This window comes from Litoreibacter halocynthiae (assembly GCF_004365635.1).
Taxonomy (GTDB): Bacteria; Pseudomonadota; Alphaproteobacteria; order Rhodobacterales; family Rhodobacteraceae; genus Litoreibacter; species Litoreibacter halocynthiae.
Genome location: NZ_SOBH01000003.1, coordinates 651,882 through 671,719, shown reverse-complemented (window position 1 = coordinate 671,719; position 19,838 = coordinate 651,882). Strand labels below are relative to the sequence as shown.

Sequence of the window (19,838 nt, the reverse complement as noted above, 5' to 3'; positions counted from 1 at the left end):
CTCCTATTAACCATTCGTTTTATGCGTTGGGACTTATCCCTCCGCCTTCTTGTCGCGCTGTAAGATCACAGCAAGAATGATGATAACGCCTTGCACCGCACCGTTCAGGTAAGGTGAAACCCCGTCGGTCAGGTTCAGAATGTTCCCGATCAGGGACAGGATCAGCACGCCGATCACGGTGCCCCAAACGCGGCCAAATCCGCCTTTCAGCATGGTGCCACCGATAATCACGGCGGCGATGGCCTCCAGTTCCCAAAGCACGCCAGTGCTGGACGACGCAGAACCCAGTCGCGGCACATACATGATCGTGGCAATCCCGACCAAAACGCCCAAACCGACATAGGTCATCATGCGCACGCGATTCACGTTCACCGATGAATACCGCGCCACCTGATCGTTGGACCCGACAGCGGCAGCGTGACGCCCGAACGCACCGCGGCGCATGACGACCTCACCAAGGATCGCGACCAAGGCGAACACGATGATCGGCCAGCTGATGCCAAGGATACCGTCGAAATAAATGGGCCGGATAATCGCCCGCATCCCGAAATCAAGCGACAGGGTGCCGCCATCCGCCAGCCATGTCACAAGACTACGGTAAATGCCCATGGTGCCAAGGGTGACGATAAACGCCTCGATCCGCATGTTCGTGATGAGAAACCCGTTTATAAACCCGGCGGCAGTCCCCGCAACGATGGCGGTCAACATTCCGACGAAAACAAGCGGCCACCCGACGCCCATAACAGGCAACAAACCGTTCATCACAAGGATCATAAGACCCGCAATAAAGGCCGCCATCGACCCAACCGACAGATCCAGCCCTCCCGCCGTTATGACAAATGTCATGCCGACAGCAATGATCCCGATAAAGGCCGAGCGTGACAGAACATTGGTGATGTTCCCCGCGCTCAGGAAATTGCCGTTCATCATCGCGCCGATGACCACCAGCACGACCAAGGCCAAAATCGGCCCCAGCACTTTGAGGTCAAGCCGCATGGTGGGTTTTGGATTTGTGTCTGCCGCGGCCATTACGCCGCCTCTTCTTTGTTCACGTCCAGGCCCATGGCGAGCCGCACGATTTTGTCTTCAGTCAAATCATCGCCCGAAACTTCGCCGGCAATGCGGCCCATGCGCATGACCAGAACGCGGTCCGCGAGACCGATGACCTCCTGCATCTCGGAGCTGATAACGATGATGGATTTGCCCTGCCCCGAGAGCGCGTGAATGAATTCGTATATCTGCTGCTTGGTGCCGATATCGATGCCGCGCGTCGGCTCGTCGATGATGACGATATCCGGATCGGCCAGCATGACCTTGGCGATCAGCAGCTTTTGTTGATTGCCGCCGGACAGGTTGCCGACCGCCACGTCACGCGAGGGCGCGCGAATGTCGAAATCCTCGATCGCTTTGGTCAAAGCCGCGTCCTCGGACTTTTGATCAATCAGGTAATTGGTGAAATCGGGCAAACATTGCAACGTCAGGTTTTCCCGCATGCCCTTTGTCAGCAGCAAGCCACGGCTTTTGCGATCCTCGGTCAGATAGCACACACCCGCTTTCTGCGCCTGTTGCGGCGACTTAAGATGAACAACTTCACCGTTCAGCCGCACCTCGCCCGTCGATGAGCGCAGGCCAACCAGCCCTTCCATCGTCTCCGTCCGACCCGATCCGATCAGGCCGGACACCCCCAGTATTTCGCCCTTCTTCAAGGTAAACGAAATATCATGGGCAAACTCCGCGACCGACAACCCTTTAACCTCTAGCGCGATATCGGATCCGACGGGCACAGTACGCTCAGGATACAGCGAGGACACATCGCGCCCGACCATAGCCTCAGCCATCTGGTCCTCATTGTAGTCGCTCGTCGGACCTTGGGACACGACATGGCCGTCGCGCAAAATGGTGATCTTGTCAGAAATCCGCTTCACTTCGTCGAGCTTGTGCGAGGTGAACAGGATCGCAACGCCTTCCGCTTTCAACCGCTCAACCTGAACGAACAGCACTTCGGCTTCGCGCTCGGTCAAGACAGCAGTTGGCTCATCCATGATCAATACACGGGCATTACGGGACAGCGCCTTAGCGATCTCGACCATTTGCTTGTCGGCATTGGCGATGTCGCTGACACGCGCTGACGGATCAACCTGACAGTTCAACCGCGCCAACAACGCAAGCGCCTCGGCCTGCATCGCCGCCTTGTCCAGAAGGAAGCCGCGCTTCTTTTCGTGCCCGAGGAAAATGTTCTGCTCAACGCTCAGCTGCTCCGCAAGGTTGAATTCCTGATGGATCAGAACCACGCCCTGCGCCTCGGCGTCTTGCGAATTGGCAAAAGACACCGGCGCGTCGTTCAAGGCAACGACCCCGCTCGTCGGGGCCAGATAGCCTGACATGATTTTCATCGTTGTTGATTTGCCCGCCCCGTTTTCACCAATAAGCGCGTGGACCTCGCCCGCTGCCAGCGTGATGTCGACGTCATGCAACACTTGGACGGGTCCAAAGCTGCGACAGATTTTGGTCAGGGACAGGGCGAGCGGTTCGGTCATATCTTAACCCATGCCGCATTGCGCGCGGAGGACCGCACGCAGGCGTCAATGAACACCACACCGTCGAGGCCGTCATGAACCGTCGGCAAAAGGTGATCCGGCGCGCCACCGTCTCGGGCCGCTACGATCAAATCCGCGGCTTCGCTGTAGATATTCGCGAAACCCTCCAGATACCCTTCCGGGTGACCGGGTGGAATGCGCGAGGTGCTTTGATTTGCCTCGTGCGCCCCTGCCCCGTTGCGGGTCAGCAAGCGCTTCGGCTCGCCGTGGGGCGTGAACCACAGGTAATTGGGGTCTTCTTGCGACCACTCCAAACCGCCCTTTTCGCCGTAAACCCGTAGCTTCAGCGCATTCTCGTTGCCGGGAGCCACCTGCGACGACCACAACATACCCTTCGCCCCGCCCTGATAGCGCAGCATCACATGCACGTTGTCGTCCAGTCTGCGGCCCTCGACAAAGCTGGTCAAATCGGCGGCAAGGCTCTCCAGTTTCAATCCCGTCACGAAGCCTGCCAAATTGTAAGCATGCGTCCCGATATCGCCAACACACCCGCCAGAGCCGGACCGTGCGGGATCGGTGCGCCACTCGGCCTGCTTCAGGCCTTCGCCCTCCAAAGGCTCGGTCAGCCAGTCCTGAGGATACTCCACCTGCACGACGCGAATGTCACCAATCAGGCCCTCCGCAACCATCGCGCGGGCTTGGCGCACCATCGGGTAGCCGGTGTAGTTATGCGTCAGGACGAACTGCGCGTCCGACTTCTCCGCCGCCGCCACCAGCTTCTTCGCGTCTGCCAAGGTCGAGGTCAGCGGCTTGTCGCAAATCACATGGATGCCGCGTTTCAGGAACTCGCGCGCGGCAGGGTAATGGACGTGGTTCGGCGTCACAATCGCAACAGCCTCAATGCCATTCTTCAGCCGTGCTTCACGCTTGGCCATCTCGGTGAAATCACCGTAGCAGCGGTCCGCGCCCAGACCCAAAGCCGCGCCCGACGCCTTGGACTTCTCGGCCGTCGAGGACAGCGCCCCCGCCACCAACTCAAACCGCCCGTCTATGCGCGACGCAATGCGGTGAACCCCTCCGATAAAGGCGTCGTTGCCGCCGCCCACCATGCCTAATCGAATAGGTTTCATGACGTGATCCCCATCATCTTGGCGTTCAGCGCCGTGTCAGCGCCGCCATCCGCAAAGTCGTCAAACGCACGTTCCGTCACACGAATGATGTGATCCTTGACGAACTGCGCCCCTTCGCGCGCGCCGTCTTCGGGGTGCTTGATCGCGCATTCCCATTCCACCACGGCCCAGCCGTCAAAATCATTGGCCGCCATTTTCGAGAAAACCGCCCCGAAATCCACCTGCCCGTCGCCAAGCGACCGGAACCGGCCCGCGCGGTCGACCCACGACTGATATCCGCCATAGACACCCTGACGGCCCGTCGGATTGAATTCCGCATCCTTGACGTGGAACATCCGAATACGGTCTTTGTAGATGTCGATATTGTCGATGTAATCCATGCACTGAAGCACATAATGCGACGGGTCATAGAGCATGTTGGCGCGGGCGTGGTTGCCTGTGCGCTCCAGAAACATCTCGTAGGTGATCCCGTCATGCAAATCTTCACCGGGGTGGATTTCGTAGCAGACATCGACGCCGCAATCCTCAGCATGGTCCAAGATCGGCAACCACCGTTTTGCCAGCTCGTCAAAGGCTTGCTCCACCAGACCCGCAGGTCGTTGCGGCCACGGGTAGACATAAGGCCACGCCAACGCGCCCGAAAACGTCGCATGCGCGCCGATCCCAAGGTTCTTCGACGCGGACAGCGCCTTTTTCACCTGATCTACCGCCCATTCCTGACGTGCCTTCGGATTGCCGCGCACTTCGGGGGCCGCAAAGCCGTCGAAAGCGTCGTCATAGGCGGGATGCACGGCCACAAGCTGGCCTTGCAAGTGGGTGGACAGCTCCGTCACTTCGACGCCATTGGCGCGGGCCTGTCCGGCCCAATCCTCGCAATACCCTTTCGAGGAAGCGGCCTTATCGAGGTCAATCATCCGCGCGTCCCAACTGGGAACCTGCACGCCCTTATAGCCGCAATCCGCGGCCCATTTCGTTATGGAATCCCACGAGTTGAACGGCGCGTCGTCGCCTGCGAACTGCGCCAGAAACAGCGCCGGACCTTTGATCGTTTTCATAGCTTCCTCCTTGCCGTCACACGTAACGGTTGACGATATTCTCAAGTTTTTCCTGTTGTCCCGACGCGGGTTGCGGGTTCAGGTCGGCGGCTTCAGCTTTGGCAGCGATCCCGTCCAACGTCGCCCCTTCGGCCAGCATCGCCTTAGCCGCGTCAGCCTCCCATCCGGCGTAGCGCGCACGACGCGGGGCCTCCAATGTACCGTCCACCAACATAGCGTGCGCCGATTTCAAACCACGCGCGCAAACGTCCATCCCACCCACATGCGCTGCGATCAGGTCGCTGGCATCCAAAGACTGACGGCGCAGTTTGGCGTCAAAGTTGGTGCCGCCGGTGGTAAACCCGCCTGCCTTCAATACCTCATAGTAAGCCAACGCCGCCTCTGACGGCGAGTTCGGAAACTGGTCGGTGTCCCATCCCGATTGGTAGTCATTGCGGTTCATGTCGATGGAGCCGAAAATCCCCAAGGTCCGCGCCATCGCCAGCTCGTGCTCGAACGAGTGGCCCGCAAGGATCGCATGACCCTGTTCGACATTCACCTGCACCTCGTTTTCCAGCCCAAACCGCTTTAGAAACCCATACACCGTCGCCACGTCGTAATCGTATTGATGCTTGGTCGGCTCCTGCGGTTTCGGCTCGATCAGGATCGAGCCTTTGAAACCGATCTTGTGTTTGTACTCGACCACCATGCTCAGAAACCGGCCCATCTGCTCCAACTCGCGGTCCAGATCGGTGTTCAGCAGCGTCTCGTACCCTTCGCGACCGCCCCACAGCACATAGTTTTCGCCATTCAGGCGGTGGGTGACGTCCATGCAGGCCTTCACGGTCGAGGCGCAAAAGGCGAACACATCCGGATCAGGATTGGTGGACGCCCCCGACATATACCGCCGGTTCGAGAACATGTTGGCCGTGCCCCACAGCAGCTTCGGCCCGCCATTCTCCATCTTCTCGGCGAAGTAATCCGCCATTTCGTTCAGGCGGTCGTGGCTTTCTTGCAGGCTATCCCCTTCAGGGCGCACGTCATGATCGTGAAAGCAGAAATACGGCACACCAAGAATGCGGAACATATCGAACGCATCATCCGCCTTTTGCTTGGCCAGCGCCATCGTATCCGCCGGAAACCACGGGCGCTCAAAGGTCTGCCCGCCGAACGGGTCGTTCCCTTCCCAGACGAAGTTGTGCCAGTAGCAAACCGCAAAACGCAGATGCTCGGCCATCGTTTTGCCGCCTACCATTTCGATCGGATTATAGTGCCGGAACGCCAGCGGGTCGGTGCTGTCAGCCCCTCCAAAGGTCACGGGGGCGATGTCGGCGAAGTATCTGCTCATTAGATGTTCTCTCGGCTGAATATGTTTAATCGGATTTTTCCTGTGTCCACTGGCACATCGCGCCCTTCGGTCAGGTCGCGCATGATCCGCACGGCGGCCACGACGGCGGCAGAGGTGTCTTGGTCCAGCACCAGATCAATGGTTCCGTCGCGCAAGCCCTGACGCGATGTCGGGGTCAGTTCGTGAACGATGGTGACGGGTTTGGCATCGGCCTTTTGGACAGCGCGCACCAATCCCTTGTTGCCCGCGCCGATGGCGTAGATACCAACCAAAGGCCGGATTGCGGACGCCTCGGACACCAGCCGCTCAACGCTTCGGGCCTCGTCATTACCCTCAACCGCAGGCAACAATGTCAGGTGTTGGAAACGCTCCTGCATGACCCTACGAAACCCCATAAGGCGCTCGTTGTGGTCGCGGGAGGAAAGGGAACCGGCAATCATCAGAATTTCACCAGAATCTCCCAGAAAACGCCCCATGAACTCCGCAGCCGTGCGGCCGGCAGCGACGTTATCAAGCCCCACATAGGCCTCGCGATCGGACTGGGGAAGATCGGCAACAAGGGTGACAACCCGCACGCCAGACGCGCGCAAGCGGCTCACTTCTTCCTGAACTTCGGGGGCTTCGCTTGCCATGATCGCAACGGCGTCACAGTCAAGGTTGCGCAGGGCTGCAACCTGTCCGGCCACGTCGAACGCATGGGTTGGTATGATCTGAATCAGGATTTGCTCTTCAACCAGCCTGTCGCGTTCACGCTCCAGTGCGGCCTGTAGCAATGCAACAAAACCGGTATCACCTGACGGGACAACGAAACTGAACCGGTAAACACGACGACGAGACAGATTTGCGGCGGCTAAGTTGCGCACATAGCCGGTTTGGGCAACCGCTGCTTTGACCTTCGCCTCGGCCTTGGACGACACGCCACCGCGATTGTTCAGAACACGATCTACCGTGGCGAGACTCACCTGAGCCGTCCTCGCAACGTCATGAACTGTCGGTCCACTCATCTCCGACTCCCCCTACCCATCACGATAGAAATTGAATTGAGGTACGTCAATCATTTTACTGAAGGGCGCCCATCATTACCTCGCCTCACAGAAGCTGGAACGCTGAATTTTCTGATGTTGGTCAGCTTTCAGCCCGCTATTCAGCAACTTTCTCAGGCGCATCCTTCAACGGCGTATCGTCGCGCAGCGAAATCGCCTGCCGCTCGATCATGCGATGCACCTTGGGCCGCTCCTTGCCGCGATGTAGTTTTAGAATCCGTTCGTAGGATTCAGCATCCGCCTGCGTGCGACGCTCGTGGTGACGTACATATTCAAGCCATGTGGGGACATGATAGGTCTCGGTCCAGACATCGGGGTTTTCAAGATCCCTCAGCAGCGCCCATTGCTGCGCCCCGTCGCGAATTCTGATGCGCCGCCGCGCGTTCATCGCGGCCAGAAATTCGCTCACGTCCTCTTGTGCAATTTCGTAGTCGACCATGACCATTATCGGCCCGCTGCGCTGTCTCAGGTCCAGCCGCAGGGAGGGCTCGGTAAACGTGTTCAGCGGATCAAGGTTGAGGTCGGCGGAATCCGGCAACGGGACGCTCAGCCCCGCCAAGGCTCCGATGACCAGCAGGACCGCCGCCCCAAGCATCGCACGGTCCGCGCCGAAGTTCTCCGCCACCACACCCCATGCCCAGCTCCCGCCCGCCATGCCGCCAAAGACACCGGTCTGATACAATGCAATCGCCCGCCCGACGACCCAACGCGGGGTAGACAGCTGAATGGTGACATTGAACAGTGACAACGCCATGACCCAACTTGCGCCTGCAAGCATCAATGCGGCCCCGCTAAAGACATAGTGACGGCTCATCGCCAGCGTGATGCTGCTGACCGCAAACGCAAGAAACGCCGCCTGCGTAATGCGCTCGTTTTGAAACCGTGCCCGAAGGCGGGCATTCATCAACGCGCCGCCCACAGCGCCAGCGCCAAAACAACCCAGCAAGACACCGTAGACAAAAGCCCCGCCCTGTAGCAATTCTCGAACGATCAGCGGCAATAGCGCCAAAACCGCGATGGCGGAAAGGCCAAACAGAAAGCCGCGAAAGATCACTTTGATAAGGTTGGGCGACATCGCAACATAGCGCAGGCCCGCAAAAAACGCGCTGCCCATTCGCTCACGCGGCAAACGCCGCTGCGGCGTCGACGGCTTCCAGAACCATAGGGCGGTGATGATGCCGATATAGCTGAGGGCATTCACCGTAAACGCAGCAGCCGCCCCCGCAATCGCCACAATCGCGCCCCCTGCGGCAGGCCCGATGCTGCGCATCAGGTTGAAGCCCATACTGTTGAGCGAAACCGCCGCCGACAATTCCTCACGCGACACGATATCGCCCATGGATGCCTGCCACGACGGATTGTGCAAGGCCGTGCCGCACCCGATCAGGAAGGTGAATCCCAACAACAGCCAAGGGGACAGCCATCCCTCATAAGCCATAAAGGCAAGCATAATCGACACCATGAGCATGAAGGACTGCGCGATCAGCATAACCTTGCGGCGGTCGAAATTATCGGCAAACACCCCCGCCAGTAACGAGAAAATCATAATCGGCAGGGTCACAGAAGATTGGACGAGCGCGACCATGCTTTGGGACTCCGTCAGCGACGTCATCATCCACGCCGCCCCAACCGCCTGCACCAGCCCTCCGAAATTCGAGGCAAGGGCGGCGATCCAGAGCATCCGGAAAGTTTGGTTTCGAAAAAGCGTCAGTGTGGATGTACTTTGCGGCACAAAGCGTTCCCTTCCTCAACCAGCTTCTCTCACGATTGTTACCGCCGTCGGGCGTCATGAGCAACCTGACCTACAGCCAGCTAGGGATCAGCCAAATGCCACCACCACCTAAAAAACAATCCAAGCTGCAGCCTGATATCTACGGCACGCAGGCGCAGGCATTGGACCTTCGCCGCACTTTGTATTACAGCCCACCTAACAGTCAGGTCGGTAGATTGTGACATTCACAGTCGGATCAGCGCAGAAATTAAGTGGTAATCACACGGGAGCCTGAACGCGAAAAATATCATCTGGCATCTGAAAATCTTTTGGGCCAGCAGGCTATAATCGACAAAGAGCCCCCGGTGCATCCGGCGAAAGGGGCGCGGAGGCGATCTGGCCCATGTGCCAAGCCAGAGCCTGATTGCTGCTTACAACGTGTCGCCCGAGGCGTTGTTCCAAATCGTCTATAATGTCGAGCGTTCGCAGATTGGTGCACGAAAGAAAAACCGCATCAATGCCCGCAGTCTTACCGATTTTCAGTGCGGCTGCATGAATAGACGCGGGGTCAACTCGTGCAACATTGGCTTCAATCTCTTCGCCAAAAGACACCGTCGCCGGAACATCAAAGCCGGCGTTTTGAAATGCGGTTCGAATTGGGGCTGCGATGGAAGCAATGTAGGGCGACACGATTGCGATTGATCGAACGTCAAGCGATTTGAACGCTGCGATGGCGGCACTAAGCGGGTTTGTTACCGCCTTTGTGTTCGCGTGTTCCCTAACCAACGACGCGACCTTGTCCGCCCCAATCAGTGTTGTGCCAGACGTGCAGGCGTATCCAATGACGTCAAACTGTGCTGCGGGTGGCAAAAGCGATACGGCCTGCGGCAGATCAACCGCCATTTGCGCAATCGTGTTTGGGGTCAGGTTGGAGCCCGAAGGAATTCGGCTGACATAGACGGCAACTTCGGGGCCCGCAAACAACCGGCGAAAATCCTGTTCAATGGTTTCATCGACTTGCAAAACCACCAACCCCAGTGTCGCGGTGCGTCCGATGGAACCCGTCAGTTGATACGGAAACTGATCCATCATGCGATCCTTGGGAGGTCTTTGGGCGCGCGTTTAGAAAGCAATTCGGGACCGTTCGCGCGCAGAACGATGTTCTCCTCGTGAACCAGAAATTTCCCAGCCGAAACCTCGGCACCGGGTTCGAGCGTCAAAACCATTCCCTCTCGCAGTGGAGTAGTGTCCTTTGCGGTAAGCGATGGCCATTCTGTAAGTGTGATGCCCAAACCGTGCCCGAACCGCCCACCACCTGGCGTTAAACCCGCACTGCGCAACGCGTTCGTCAAAGTATTATATAGATCAGCGGCTGTCATACCCGGCCGCAGCGTTTCAAGGGCAAGGTCCGTGGCAGAATATAAGGCGTCCTGCACGCGTTGGACTGTGGAGGACGGTGCGCCAATAGAATAATTGCGGTCAAAGTCGCAAAAATAACCGTCCCGTACCGCCCCCGTATCCAACATCAAGATATCCCCTTTGGCCAAAGGCCGTGCCGTGGCCGGTGAAATTACATCACCATATCCATCTTGCCCCGCGCCACCCGCTACGTAGCTGACCCAATCGGCGCCCTCTTGCAGCAATGCAATCTGGAAGTCGCGAAAAACCTGATCAAGCGGGCGACCGCAGGACGCAAACTCTGGCACCCGAGCAAAGACCCGATCTGCAATTGCACAAGTCGTTTTGATCTTGGCAATCTCGGCATCAGACTTAATCTCACGGACACGCTGCACGATTGCAGTGGCATCCATGATGCGGCGCGGCTTGATGCGGTCAACGATGCGCCTGTAATCGGCCATCGGCATGCGTAGATGGGTTTCTAATCCCATCGGAACCCCAAGAGCCCCGTTGGTCGGGATTGCTTCAAAAATGGCATCTGCCAACAACGAAACGCCATCATCTACGGGGTCGGGCGCATCCCATGTGCGAATGTCTTTCACCCAGCCTTGCCCCATTAGTGCTGCGCCGATAGCAGGAATAATCGCAACTGGGTCGCCTGTCGCGGGGATCAAAACAAACCAAGGGCGTGCCGGGCTTTCCCAAAACCGCGTCAAAAAACCTGTGACGTAGAAGATGTCGGCGGGTGTGGTCAGCAACAAACCGTCCATCTGCGCAGTTTTCAAGCCGTCCTGTAGGCGCGAGACCCGCCCGCGATACTCCTCGCTCGAAAAAAGAGGCGCAGGTTCATGCATCCTCTGCGCCCTCGCTCAGGATCACCAAAACGCGTGCGTCCGCCTCCATCCCCGCAAACCCGATCAAAGCCGCTGCAAAACCCGCCCCTCCTGAGGGCGTGGTGGTCAGTCCATGACTTGCCAATACGCCCACGGCCTGCGCCGCATCTTCCTCCGTTATGGTCATAAAAACATTAGCGTCGCGCGCCAAACCTGCCAGCGCGACCATTGATGGCGTTTTGCAATCAAGCCGCCCCATGTCCGACACAGGGCCCGTCGTTTCGACAACCGCACCCGCCCGCATGCTTTCGATCAATGCAGGCGCAGCATCTGGTTCGACAACCACGATTACCGGTGCACTGCCCCAGACGGATCGACTATAGGCCGCAACTGCAGCGGCCAGACCTCCGACGCCTGCTTGCAAGAATATGTGAGTAGGCGGTTCTGCGATTTGCTCCGCGACTTCAACGGCAAGCTGCAGATACCCCTCCATGACACGTGACGGCAGTGCCGTGTAGTCCGGCCACGATCCGTCAGACAATAATGTGCCGTGCCCCTCATCTGCACTCGTCTGTGCCGCGACAAGACTGTCTTCGTAAGTGGCACCAGACCGAACCACATCCGCTCCGATGGCGCGCAGTCTGTCAGCAAACGGTTCCGGGACGGTTTCTGCCAGAAATATGATCGCCTTGGCACCAAAAAGCCGCGCACCGGCAGCCACAGACAACCCGTGGTTACCTGCACTTGCCGTTATAAAAACTTCGCCTGACAATGCGGTACTCCAACGATCCGCAACCACGCGACCGGCGGCTTCACATGCGATGGCATAGGCCGCGCCAAGGGCTTTGAAACTGCCCAGCCCCATACGATTGCTTTCGTCTTTCACGTGCAAACGCGCGACGCCGATATGTCGTGCCAATTCCGGCATCTCGATCAAGGGGGTGGCAGAATGCCTTGGGCATTTTGACAACAAAGCGGATACATGCGTCGCGTCGTCTTTTGGCATCAATTTCAGCCCGTTAAGACCAGTTTGATAATACGGATTTTCGAAACTCTCACGCATGCGTTGTACCTTTCGGGCAGTCGTCACGATCCATCGGCGTGACGCGAAAAGCCTGACCGAAATCGAATAGCAAGTCTAGCATCCCCCGAATGGAGGACACAGATCTGTCTGTCGGCAAAGGTCTAGACCCATTGGCGCTGACGTCAGACAACTGCGAGCGCACGCAGCAAGATTTGGTCACCCCTGCCTTGGGTTCTCTGTCGACACTGACCCAGCATCGGCATGTGACCGCTCTCAGGCGGGCGTTATGGCAGTGGACTCATAACCGTAGAAATACGGATTGGAGTTTGCGCACGCACCTGCGATGAATGCGAATGGCGGTCTCATACTCAAATAGTTTCTGGCGCAACGCTGTGCTATGGGCGTTTACCGTCATGCTTGCGCTTAGCGGAGCGGCCTTTTTTGAACGGCAAAATTTGGTGCGTGAACTTACGGTCAAAAGTGCAACGCTGCATCGCTTGGCGTCCCAACGGGCAGATCAGCATGATGCGCATTTGACATCGTTGTCAGCGATCTTTGTGGCCGGTGGAATCGAGAGACAGGATTTGTTGTTGGATGTCGCCGCAACGATCACGCGCTTCTATCCACGTGTTACCTCGGTGAATGTCGTTCCATATAACCAGTCCCAACCGACGATTGAAACGCCGCCCGGACTGTCAACTCGGGCAAGGGAACTCGTTGTGGAATTGGCGCGGCACTCCGCAGGGACGTTGCAAATAGGCCAAATGCCAGACCTGCCGGATCACTACCTGCTTGTGAAGCGCTCGCCCAATTCTAACGCGGCGCAGCACGCTTTGGCGCTGGTAGTTGACGCGCGTGCGCTGATTGCCACGGATGATCCGTTTTGGGACGCGTCATCAACTTCATTGCGACTTGCAACACCGGACGGGCAAACCCCGTTGGTCGGGCAACTTTCATCAGTTGAGACCGGGTTTTCCAAGCCACTTGGTAGTGTGTCACAACCTTTAGTCTTCGAAACTTCTTTGGCCATCGGGCTGTCTGATCTCTTGCCGGTCGGGAAAGTGCTCTCTGTCATGGCGCTGGTCACGGCGCTCTTTTTGCTGTCTGCCTTCGGTTTCAAACAACGCATGCGCACCAAAGACGCTGAGAACCGCGCCAAACTCAGCGCCCAAGAAACGCGGCTCGCCCATGCCTCCCGCGTCAATGCGATGGGTGAAATGGCCAGCGGGATGGCGCATGAACTGGCGCAACCCTTGACCGCGATCCTCAGCCAAGCGCAGGCCGGTCGCCATATGGCACGGCGCGGTGATGTTGAACGTCTTGGCGCAGTTTTGGACGACACCGTATCCCAAGCACAACGTGCAGCGAATATTCTTGATCGCCTCAGACGTTGGAGCAAGCCAAACCGTGCGCCATCTGAAACCTGTTCTGTCCATGAAGCCGCCCAAAGCGTTCAGAAACTGCTGGCACTAGAGGCCAAGACCAATGGGGCTGCCATTACTCTATCGTTGCATAAGGCTCCCCTGTTTATTGACGCCGATCCGGTCGAGTTGGAACAGGTTGTGTTTAATCTGGTGCGCAACGCGCTTGATGCCTCGGACGCGGCAAAGGTCACTATCAGCACGCATGTCGATGGTCCTTCGGTCATTCTGGATGTCAGTGACACTGGCCCGGGGGTGCCTGACCACCTCAAGCCCCGCATCTTTGAACCATTCGTGACAGGCAAACCGGACGGAACCGGGCTTGGCCTCGCATTGTGTCATAGGCTGGTTGAGGAAATGGACGGGGATATCATGCTGCTGGACGACACCGCCCAGACCACGTTCCGTTTGTCCCTGCCGCTCTCAAACAAGGCGGGGGCACCATGACCAACCACGTCTACCTCGTTGATGATGATGAGGCGGTGCGCAATGCGCTGAGCCTTCTGTTGGACACCGTCGGGCTGAATGTGCGCAGCTTTGCGTCCCCCGAGACATTCCTGGCACAGGCGGCAGACCTGATGCCGGGCTGTCTGATCCTCGATATCCGGATGCCCGCGATTTCGGGTCTGAAACTTCAAGAAAAGCTAACCGATCAAGGTGTGTCATGGCCCACGGTGATAATCAGCGGACACGGCGATATCGAGGCGTGCAGGCGAGCATTTCGCAATGGCGCGATAGATTTTCTGAGCAAACCCGTAGACGAACAGGACCTGATCGACGCGATCCAGAAGGGTCATGCAGAGCTTGAAACACAACAACAGGCCTCGGCAGAACGCGCAGAGGCCGTGGCGGTGGTGCAGCAGCTGTCCGCGCGGGAAAAAGAAGTCCTTGAAATGATTGCAAAGGGGCTGACCACCAAGCAAATCGCTGATGCGCTGACCCTGTCGCCGCGCACGGTTGAAAGTCACCGCGCAGCGATTGCAGCCAAAGCGGGCACGTCTTCAGCGGCGGAACTCACGCGGTTTTGGCTGGATGCGCAGGCATACTGACGGGCGGATCAGTAGAACTACGGACACCTTTGCGGATGCTACGAATATCGCCGATCACAGCGGCGAATTAGAAACAGAGCATCAGTTCAACAAAAGGAAACACACAATGATCCGTTCTATTGCTCTTGCGACTGCCCTCCTGACACCCATCGCGGCCTTCGCCGAAGACCTGCCCACAGCGCCTTACCTGCCGCTCGATATGGCGACCACAGCCGCCCAAACCGCCGTCGCCGCGTGCTCTACCGAAGGCCACAACGTCAGCGTCGCAATCGTTGCGCGCAGCGGTGTGACCAAAGTGCATTTGCGCGCGGACAACGCAGGCCCGCATACTGTCGGCTCCAGCACAGGCAAAGCGTTCACATCCGCCAGCATGGGTCGTGACACGGCAGGTCTTGCGGGCTTCATCGGCAGCAACCCGGAAAACGGTGGACTGCGCGATATGGACAGCCGCCTGGTCATTCAGGCTGGTGGTCTGCCCATCCGGATTGGTGGCGCATTGGTTGGTGGCATCGGTGTCGGTGGCGCACCGTCAGGTGCTATCGACGAGACGTGCGCCCGTGCAGGTCTTGACGCAATCGGCGCCGAATAACCCGGCTGGCCCGTCCCTTTTGGGGACGGGCACCCACGCTTGAAAGGCAACATCATGTTTCGCTCCCTCCTACTCGCCTTGGCATTCGGCACTGCCGGTTCCGGGCACGCACAGACTGCCCCGTCCGCGTCCGACATCGCGTCATACACAGGTTTGCATCTTGCCGCCCATCAAGGCGACGTTGATGAGATTAACCGTCTGATCGCAGCAGGTGCTGATGTGGGCATCCGTGACCGGTCCCAGCGCACGCCCACTCATATCGCGGCCTTTGCATCACATGATGATGCGCTTGCAGCACTTGCAAACGGTGGCGCGGATATGAATGCCTTGGAAAATCAGGTCTATGACGTGCTGACCATCGCAGCCGTCGCGGACGATCCCGAAATGGTGTCACTGGCAATGGAACTTGGGAACGCGCCGGACCTGATCACCAGCGTTTATGACGGCACAGCACTTATTGCCGCCGCCCACCTTGGACATCACGACGTTGTCGCGCGTCTTGTTGCAGGTGGCGCGCCGCTGGATCATATCAATAATCTGGCATGGACGGCGCTGATTGAAGCGGTCGTATTGGGCGACGGTGGCGCAGATCATATCAAGACAGTGCAAATCCTCGTTGATGCAGGTGCAGATAAATCCATCGGAGATCGCGATGGGGTCACACCGCTGCAACACGCCACATCACGCGGCTACTCCGAAATGATCGAAATCCTGAAATAAGGGGTCTGGAAATGACCCTATCAAGGCGTGGTGTTTTCAGGTTCACCGCGCCCAACAAACTCGTGCCACCGTCCCATGGCCATCGTTGGCGCGACCACAGCGGAAGCTCACAATGCCCGCATGGCAGACCTTCAGGCCATTTGGCGGCAAAGTATTCCTTTTCACATCTACACGGGGCGGAACGCAGGCATTCTCTGCAGGAGCGGCGCTTTTGGCGCAACGGAAACAAGAGCGGACTTTTGTTTGAAGGACGCTGCAGCTATCGCCTCTGTCTGGAGCGGTTCACGGGGGCTAAGCGACCCGTCAGGAAGGCGGACGGGATGCCAACTCACAGACCAAGCAGAATTGCACCCCCATATCGCGCCCCGCCCCCAGCATCGGTGCCGCCCAGCCGCCAGACTGATCCACAAGCGCAGGGCAGATGCTGAAAACAAATAAGCCCCAAACATCATCAATTGCGATAATGCCTTTGAGTGTCGAGGTGAATCCGTTGCGCATACCAGACTGGCAAATAACTTTTGAGATCGCAGCGGGGTCCGTTGCCGTCGCAATTGGTTCAAGCTAGAGCGCGAGGAAGGATCGAGACCAAATGCAGTGAAGCCTGCCCAGATGGCCAAAGTTGTCCCGATCACGACGCTCAGCGAGATCGAAAAGATTGCCCGCCCATTGCTGGTCATGTTCTCACGCGTCAGCTCGCCACCAAGTAAAAAGGCAACCATCGTCAAAGCTACGACAGAAACCGGCTCTAATAAGTCCGAGGCGTATTGGGGCACGATGTTCAAACCGGCCTATCCCACAAGAACTCCGAGAAGCAACAGCATCGCGACGCGCGAAAAACGTGTGAGGTGACCATTCTTGCGAGCCAGCAACCCACCGAGGAACAGCACGCCAAGCGTTATAAGCAGCAGCGCCTGTTTCCCATCAACAAACATCTCACCGCCATCGCGGGGATAGATGCCGGACATGATCTTCATCAAAGTGGATTTCCCCGCGCCATTTTCCCCCATGAGGGCATGGACTTCTCCGGGTTTCAGATCGAATTGCACCGCTTTCAGGGCGTGAACACCCGAAAAGCGTTTTTCGATCCCTTTCATTTCCACAAGATACGTCATGATTTTCGGCCCTCCCAAACCTTGGATCGCGTCGTTAGATCGTGACGCCACCATCAACCAAAACGGCTTGCCCGGTCACAAAGCTACCGCCATCCGACAATAGATGCACAATCGTTGGCGTCAGGTCGTCGACGGTTGTCAAACGACCCATTGGCTGTCGCGCTACAAAGTCTTTTTCCGCCTGCACAGGATCAGGCGCGGACGTGATGCGCCCTTGTAGTGATGGGGTGTCGACCGTGCCGGGGCATAGCGCGTTACAACGCAAGTTTTGTGCTACGAAATCGGCGGCAATCGCCTTGGTTAACCCGATCACAGCGGCCTTGGTCGCGCCGTAGGCCGTGCGACTAGGGAACCCTTTTTCCGATGATGCCATGGACGCCATGTTCAGAATTGATGCGGTGCCTTGGCTGTCCGCGCGGCGCAAAAGGCCGGGCACGAATCCTTCGCCACAGCGACCAGTACGGGGCAACTGCCCCTGAACATGCTGCTGACATTTGCGCAGTTAGAACGTGAAGAGACAACAGACCGCATCCGCGACAAGATTGCAGCCTCGAAGCGCGGGGGCTTTGGATGGGCGGCAACGTGCCTCTGGGTTTTGATCCGGATGGCAGAACGTTGAAGTTAAACAGCGCAGAAGCCACGACCATCCGCACACTCTACGACCTCTATGGGCAACTAAGCACCGTCCGGGAAGTAAACGCTTTTCGGTTTTCACTCAGCATGATCAAATCAAAGAAATCAGCTGCGTTTAGGGACCAACGGGCCGAGCTACCGTAAGAGCGCGGTCAACCCATCAAGACTTCAAAGTCAAAGACCGGTTCGCAACTGGTACCCTGGTGTGAACAGGAGCCTTACTTTTGTAACCGACGCGGCGCTGTCCCAAGTCAAACGGTCAATTGCAAATAGTGCACTGTTTTCGGCGACACCCATGATTTCTGCGTCTCCGGTTGATGCCTGCGCAGCAGAAAATGCAATTTCACCATGCGTGTAAGGCGCGTGTTTCATCAGCCATTCATTCGCACTTACAGATTGAAACATCTCAGCTTCGGCGTCTGGAACTACGCGTATATTGATCCACCGATCCTCAATCGCATAGGCCTCATCATCTGCAAGATGCAGCGCGCGAACGTGGAGTAGCTTGTCGTCAGCCTTGGTTTTCATGGCACCACTGACGCTGAGGGGCGGTATGGCAATATCACGTGCGATCAATTGATAGCCGTATTTTGCACCATGTTCTTCGACTTCATGCCGGATCACTGCGATATCCAGCGTGGCCTTGGCAACAGGTTGCGCCGCGACCCGCGTTCCCACTTTTCGCTTACGATCCAGCAGACCGCTTTCAGCCAATGACCGCAACGCACGGTTCACTGTTGAACGGGCGCACCCGAACTCAATCGCCAAATCAGCCTCATTTGGGATCAAATCACCGGGCGCCCATTCTCGCGCATGAATACGTCGCAGCACTTCATCCTGCACGCTTTGCCAATTCCGAAAGGAAGGTGTGTTCACAAGTCGTCTCTCAATGCGTTAATCACTTGTTTATAGGCAGTAACAATCTTTGCCCGCTGCACATGCTGGCCGTCCTCTACCATATGCCGGCCCGCTGACCAAACATCTGTAACCAACCGATCGTCGCCTGCGAAAATCCAAGAATCTAGTGCTGTGTCGCCCACCCTGCCCAACAGATGTTCGGAAGTTGTGTCAAGCGAGAGCAGGTCAGCCCAGCATCCAACCTCAATGCAACCTGTCTGGCGTCTTGATGCCTGCGCACCGCCTTTCAGAATACCATCATACATGCGACGGCCCGTCGATTTATCTGGTGAAGCGAGGGCGGCGCGCGTGCCATCACGCAAGCGCTGCGAGTAGTCCAGCGTGCGCAACTCCTCACTCAGCGAAATGCGGATGTTGCTGTCAGACCCGATGGCAAAGGCACCGTTATTTTCCACCCAACGCACAGCGTCGAAAATTCCATCTCCAAGGCTGCTTTCCGTAATCGGGCAAAGACCCGCAACCGCGCCTGACCCCGCAAGAGCGATGGTTTCTTCCACGGTCATCTGGGTGCAGTGGATCAAGCACCAACGCGGGTCGAGTTCCATATTTTCCAGCGCCCATGTCACAGGCCGTGCGCCCCAATGTTGCTCGACTTCAACGACTTCTGCTTTTTGCTCCGCCAGATGCATATGTATCGGCCCGTTTGGGAATATCGCGTTATACGTTTTGAGATCTTCTATGCCGACAGCCCGCAAAGAATGCGGTGCAACACCAATTGCGCTGTCAGCTGGCGCGCCAGTAAAGTTGGCAGATGCCGCATCATGAAGCGCTTGAAACTGCTCCATCGTATTACCAAACCGGATTTGTCCCGCCGTCAGAGCGCGCTGGTCACATCCGCCATATTGATAGTGAACGGGCAAGAGGCACAGACCCATGCCCGTTTGATCCGCAGCGGCCAGCAACCGTGTAGATGTCTCTGCGATGTTGTCATAGGCCACCCCGCCCGGTTGGTGATGCAAATAGTGAAACTCGACCGACGCACCATAACCCGCCTCTAGCATTTCCATCTGCACAAAAGCTGTGATCGCTTCGATGTGGTCAGGTGTAAGGCGATCAAGAAAGCGGAACATCAACTGGCGCCATGTCCAAAAGCTGTCACTCGGGTCGGGGCCGCGCCTTTCGGTCAGGCCTGCCATTGCGCGTTGAAACGCATGACTATGAACGTTCACAGGCGCAGGCAGCAGCATCCCAACACGCGTGCCATGTGCAGGCGCATTTGTCTGAACGCCACAAATGCGTCCCTGCACATCAATATCAACCCGTACGCCTGCGGCCCATCCCGATGGCAGTAGCGCCGTCTCAGCCCAAATGGTTTGCATCAGTCACTCCGCTTGACAT

The 19,838-nt window shown here is 57.5% G+C and carries 21 protein-coding genes; 6 read left to right on the top strand and 15 right to left on the bottom strand.

Going from position 1 to position 19,838, the window contains the following annotated elements; translation table 11 throughout:
- Nucleotides 1–33 precede the first annotated feature (33 nt).
- The 7 genes from BDE40_RS15080 to BDE40_RS15050 form a co-directional block, all read right to left on the bottom strand.
- Nucleotides 34–1,029, bottom strand: coding sequence for an ABC transporter permease (locus BDE40_RS15080; protein ID WP_134015863.1), 996 nt, complete (start codon nucleotides 1,027–1,029; stop codon nucleotides 34–36).
- Nucleotides 1,029–2,537, bottom strand: a complete 1,509-nt coding sequence (locus tag BDE40_RS15075) for a sugar ABC transporter ATP-binding protein (protein ID WP_134015861.1) — start codon at nucleotides 2,535–2,537, stop codon at nucleotides 1,029–1,031. Before BDE40_RS15075 ends, BDE40_RS15080 begins: the two co-directional genes overlap by 1 nt.
- Nucleotides 2,534–3,667 (bottom strand): Gfo/Idh/MocA family protein, encoded by a 1,134-nt coding sequence (locus tag BDE40_RS15070; protein WP_134015859.1) that lies wholly within the window; start codon nucleotides 3,665–3,667, stop codon nucleotides 2,534–2,536. The genes BDE40_RS15075 and BDE40_RS15070 overlap by 4 nt, the downstream gene beginning before the upstream one ends.
- Nucleotides 3,664–4,722, bottom strand: coding sequence for a sugar phosphate isomerase/epimerase family protein (locus BDE40_RS15065; RefSeq protein ID WP_134015857.1), 1,059 nt, complete (start codon nucleotides 4,720–4,722; stop codon nucleotides 3,664–3,666). The genes BDE40_RS15070 and BDE40_RS15065 overlap by 4 nt, the downstream gene beginning before the upstream one ends.
- Before the next feature lie 16 nt (nucleotides 4,723–4,738).
- Nucleotides 4,739–6,049, bottom strand: a complete 1,311-nt coding sequence (gene xylA / locus BDE40_RS15060; RefSeq protein ID WP_134015855.1) for a xylose isomerase — start codon at nucleotides 6,047–6,049, stop codon at nucleotides 4,739–4,741.
- Nucleotides 6,049–7,053 (bottom strand): LacI family DNA-binding transcriptional regulator, encoded by a 1,005-nt coding sequence (locus BDE40_RS15055; protein WP_134015853.1) that lies wholly within the window; start codon nucleotides 7,051–7,053, stop codon nucleotides 6,049–6,051. Before BDE40_RS15055 ends, xylA begins: the two co-directional genes overlap by 1 nt.
- A gap of 136 nt (nucleotides 7,054–7,189) precedes the next feature.
- A complete protein-coding gene (locus BDE40_RS15050; RefSeq protein ID WP_134015851.1) occupies nucleotides 7,190–8,824 on the bottom strand; it encodes an MFS transporter in 1,635 nt (544 codons plus the stop codon).
- Between the two features lie 56 nt (nucleotides 8,825–8,880).
- Between BDE40_RS15050 and BDE40_RS18245 the strand changes: the two genes are divergently transcribed.
- Nucleotides 8,881–9,045, top strand: coding sequence for a hypothetical protein (locus BDE40_RS18245; RefSeq protein WP_162848104.1), 165 nt, complete (start codon nucleotides 8,881–8,883; stop codon nucleotides 9,043–9,045).
- A 100-nt stretch (nucleotides 9,046–9,145) separates the two neighbouring features.
- On the opposite strand, the gene BDE40_RS15045 is transcribed toward BDE40_RS18245, so the two are convergent.
- From BDE40_RS15045 to BDE40_RS15035, 3 genes are read right to left on the bottom strand one after another with little or no spacing between them, the layout of a single operon-like run.
- Nucleotides 9,146–9,892, bottom strand: coding sequence for a maleate cis-trans isomerase family protein (locus BDE40_RS15045; protein ID WP_134015995.1), 747 nt, complete (start codon nucleotides 9,890–9,892; stop codon nucleotides 9,146–9,148).
- Complete coding sequence (locus BDE40_RS15040; RefSeq protein WP_134015849.1) at nucleotides 9,892–11,055, bottom strand: M24 family metallopeptidase; 1,164 nt, start codon at nucleotides 11,053–11,055, stop codon at nucleotides 9,892–9,894. Before BDE40_RS15040 ends, BDE40_RS15045 begins: the two co-directional genes overlap by 1 nt.
- On the bottom strand, nucleotides 11,048–12,097 hold the full coding sequence (locus BDE40_RS15035) for a pyridoxal-phosphate dependent enzyme (protein WP_134015847.1): 1,050 nt from the start codon (nucleotides 12,095–12,097) through the stop codon (nucleotides 11,048–11,050). Before BDE40_RS15035 ends, BDE40_RS15040 begins: the two co-directional genes overlap by 8 nt.
- A 419-nt stretch (nucleotides 12,098–12,516) precedes the next feature.
- Between BDE40_RS15035 and BDE40_RS15030 the strand changes: the two genes are divergently transcribed.
- The 4 genes from BDE40_RS15030 to BDE40_RS15015 all read left to right on the top strand — a co-directional run bounded on the left by BDE40_RS15030 (nucleotide 12,517) and on the right by BDE40_RS15015 (nucleotide 15,837).
- Nucleotides 12,517–13,926, top strand: a complete 1,410-nt coding sequence (locus tag BDE40_RS15030; protein ID WP_246030468.1) for a sensor histidine kinase — start codon at nucleotides 12,517–12,519, stop codon at nucleotides 13,924–13,926.
- Entirely contained in the window at nucleotides 13,923–14,528 is a 606-nt protein-coding gene (locus BDE40_RS15025) for a response regulator transcription factor (protein WP_134015846.1), read from the top strand. The genes BDE40_RS15030 and BDE40_RS15025 overlap by 4 nt, the downstream gene beginning before the upstream one ends.
- A 106-nt stretch (nucleotides 14,529–14,634) precedes the next feature.
- Complete coding sequence (locus tag BDE40_RS15020) at nucleotides 14,635–15,117, top strand: GlcG/HbpS family heme-binding protein (RefSeq protein WP_134015845.1); 483 nt, start codon at nucleotides 14,635–14,637, stop codon at nucleotides 15,115–15,117.
- Nucleotides 15,118–15,171: 54 nt separating this feature from the next.
- The gene (locus BDE40_RS15015; RefSeq protein WP_134015844.1) at nucleotides 15,172–15,837 is read left to right on the top strand and encodes an ankyrin repeat domain-containing protein; all 666 of its coding nucleotides are present in this window, start codon (nucleotides 15,172–15,174) and stop codon (nucleotides 15,835–15,837) included.
- A 303-nt stretch (nucleotides 15,838–16,140) separates the two neighbouring features.
- Here BDE40_RS15015 and BDE40_RS15010 read toward each other — a convergent pair whose 3' ends face one another.
- The 3 genes from BDE40_RS15010 to BDE40_RS15000 all read right to left on the bottom strand — a co-directional run bounded on the left by BDE40_RS15010 (nucleotide 16,141) and on the right by BDE40_RS15000 (nucleotide 17,385).
- The gene (locus BDE40_RS15010) at nucleotides 16,141–16,335 is read right to left on the bottom strand and encodes a hypothetical protein (protein WP_134015843.1); all 195 of its coding nucleotides are present in this window, start codon (nucleotides 16,333–16,335) and stop codon (nucleotides 16,141–16,143) included.
- Nucleotides 16,336–16,625: 290 nt separating this feature from the next.
- Nucleotides 16,626–16,949: an ATP-binding cassette domain-containing protein gene (locus tag BDE40_RS18535; protein WP_211342441.1), complete on the bottom strand. Its 324-nt coding sequence runs from the start codon at nucleotides 16,947–16,949 to the stop codon at nucleotides 16,626–16,628.
- 34 nt (nucleotides 16,950–16,983) lie between these two features.
- Nucleotides 16,984–17,385, bottom strand: a complete 402-nt coding sequence (locus BDE40_RS15000) for an SDR family oxidoreductase (RefSeq protein WP_246030467.1) — start codon at nucleotides 17,383–17,385, stop codon at nucleotides 16,984–16,986.
- A 45-nt stretch (nucleotides 17,386–17,430) separates the two neighbouring features.
- On the opposite strand from BDE40_RS15000, the gene BDE40_RS18430 reads away from it, so the two are divergent.
- Nucleotides 17,431–17,568: a hypothetical protein gene (locus tag BDE40_RS18430; RefSeq protein ID WP_246030466.1), complete on the top strand. Its 138-nt coding sequence runs from the start codon at nucleotides 17,431–17,433 to the stop codon at nucleotides 17,566–17,568.
- Nucleotides 17,569–17,756: 188 nt separating this feature from the next.
- On the opposite strand, the gene BDE40_RS14990 is transcribed toward BDE40_RS18430, so the two are convergent.
- Entirely contained in the window at nucleotides 17,757–18,425 is a 669-nt protein-coding gene (locus BDE40_RS14990) for a histidine utilization transcriptional repressor HutC (RefSeq protein WP_246030465.1), read from the bottom strand.
- A gap of 29 nt (nucleotides 18,426–18,454) precedes the next feature.
- On the bottom strand, nucleotides 18,455–19,819 hold the full coding sequence (locus BDE40_RS14985; protein ID WP_134015841.1) for a formimidoylglutamate deiminase: 1,365 nt from the start codon (nucleotides 19,817–19,819) through the stop codon (nucleotides 18,455–18,457).
- Nucleotides 19,820–19,838: the final 19 nt, after the last annotated feature.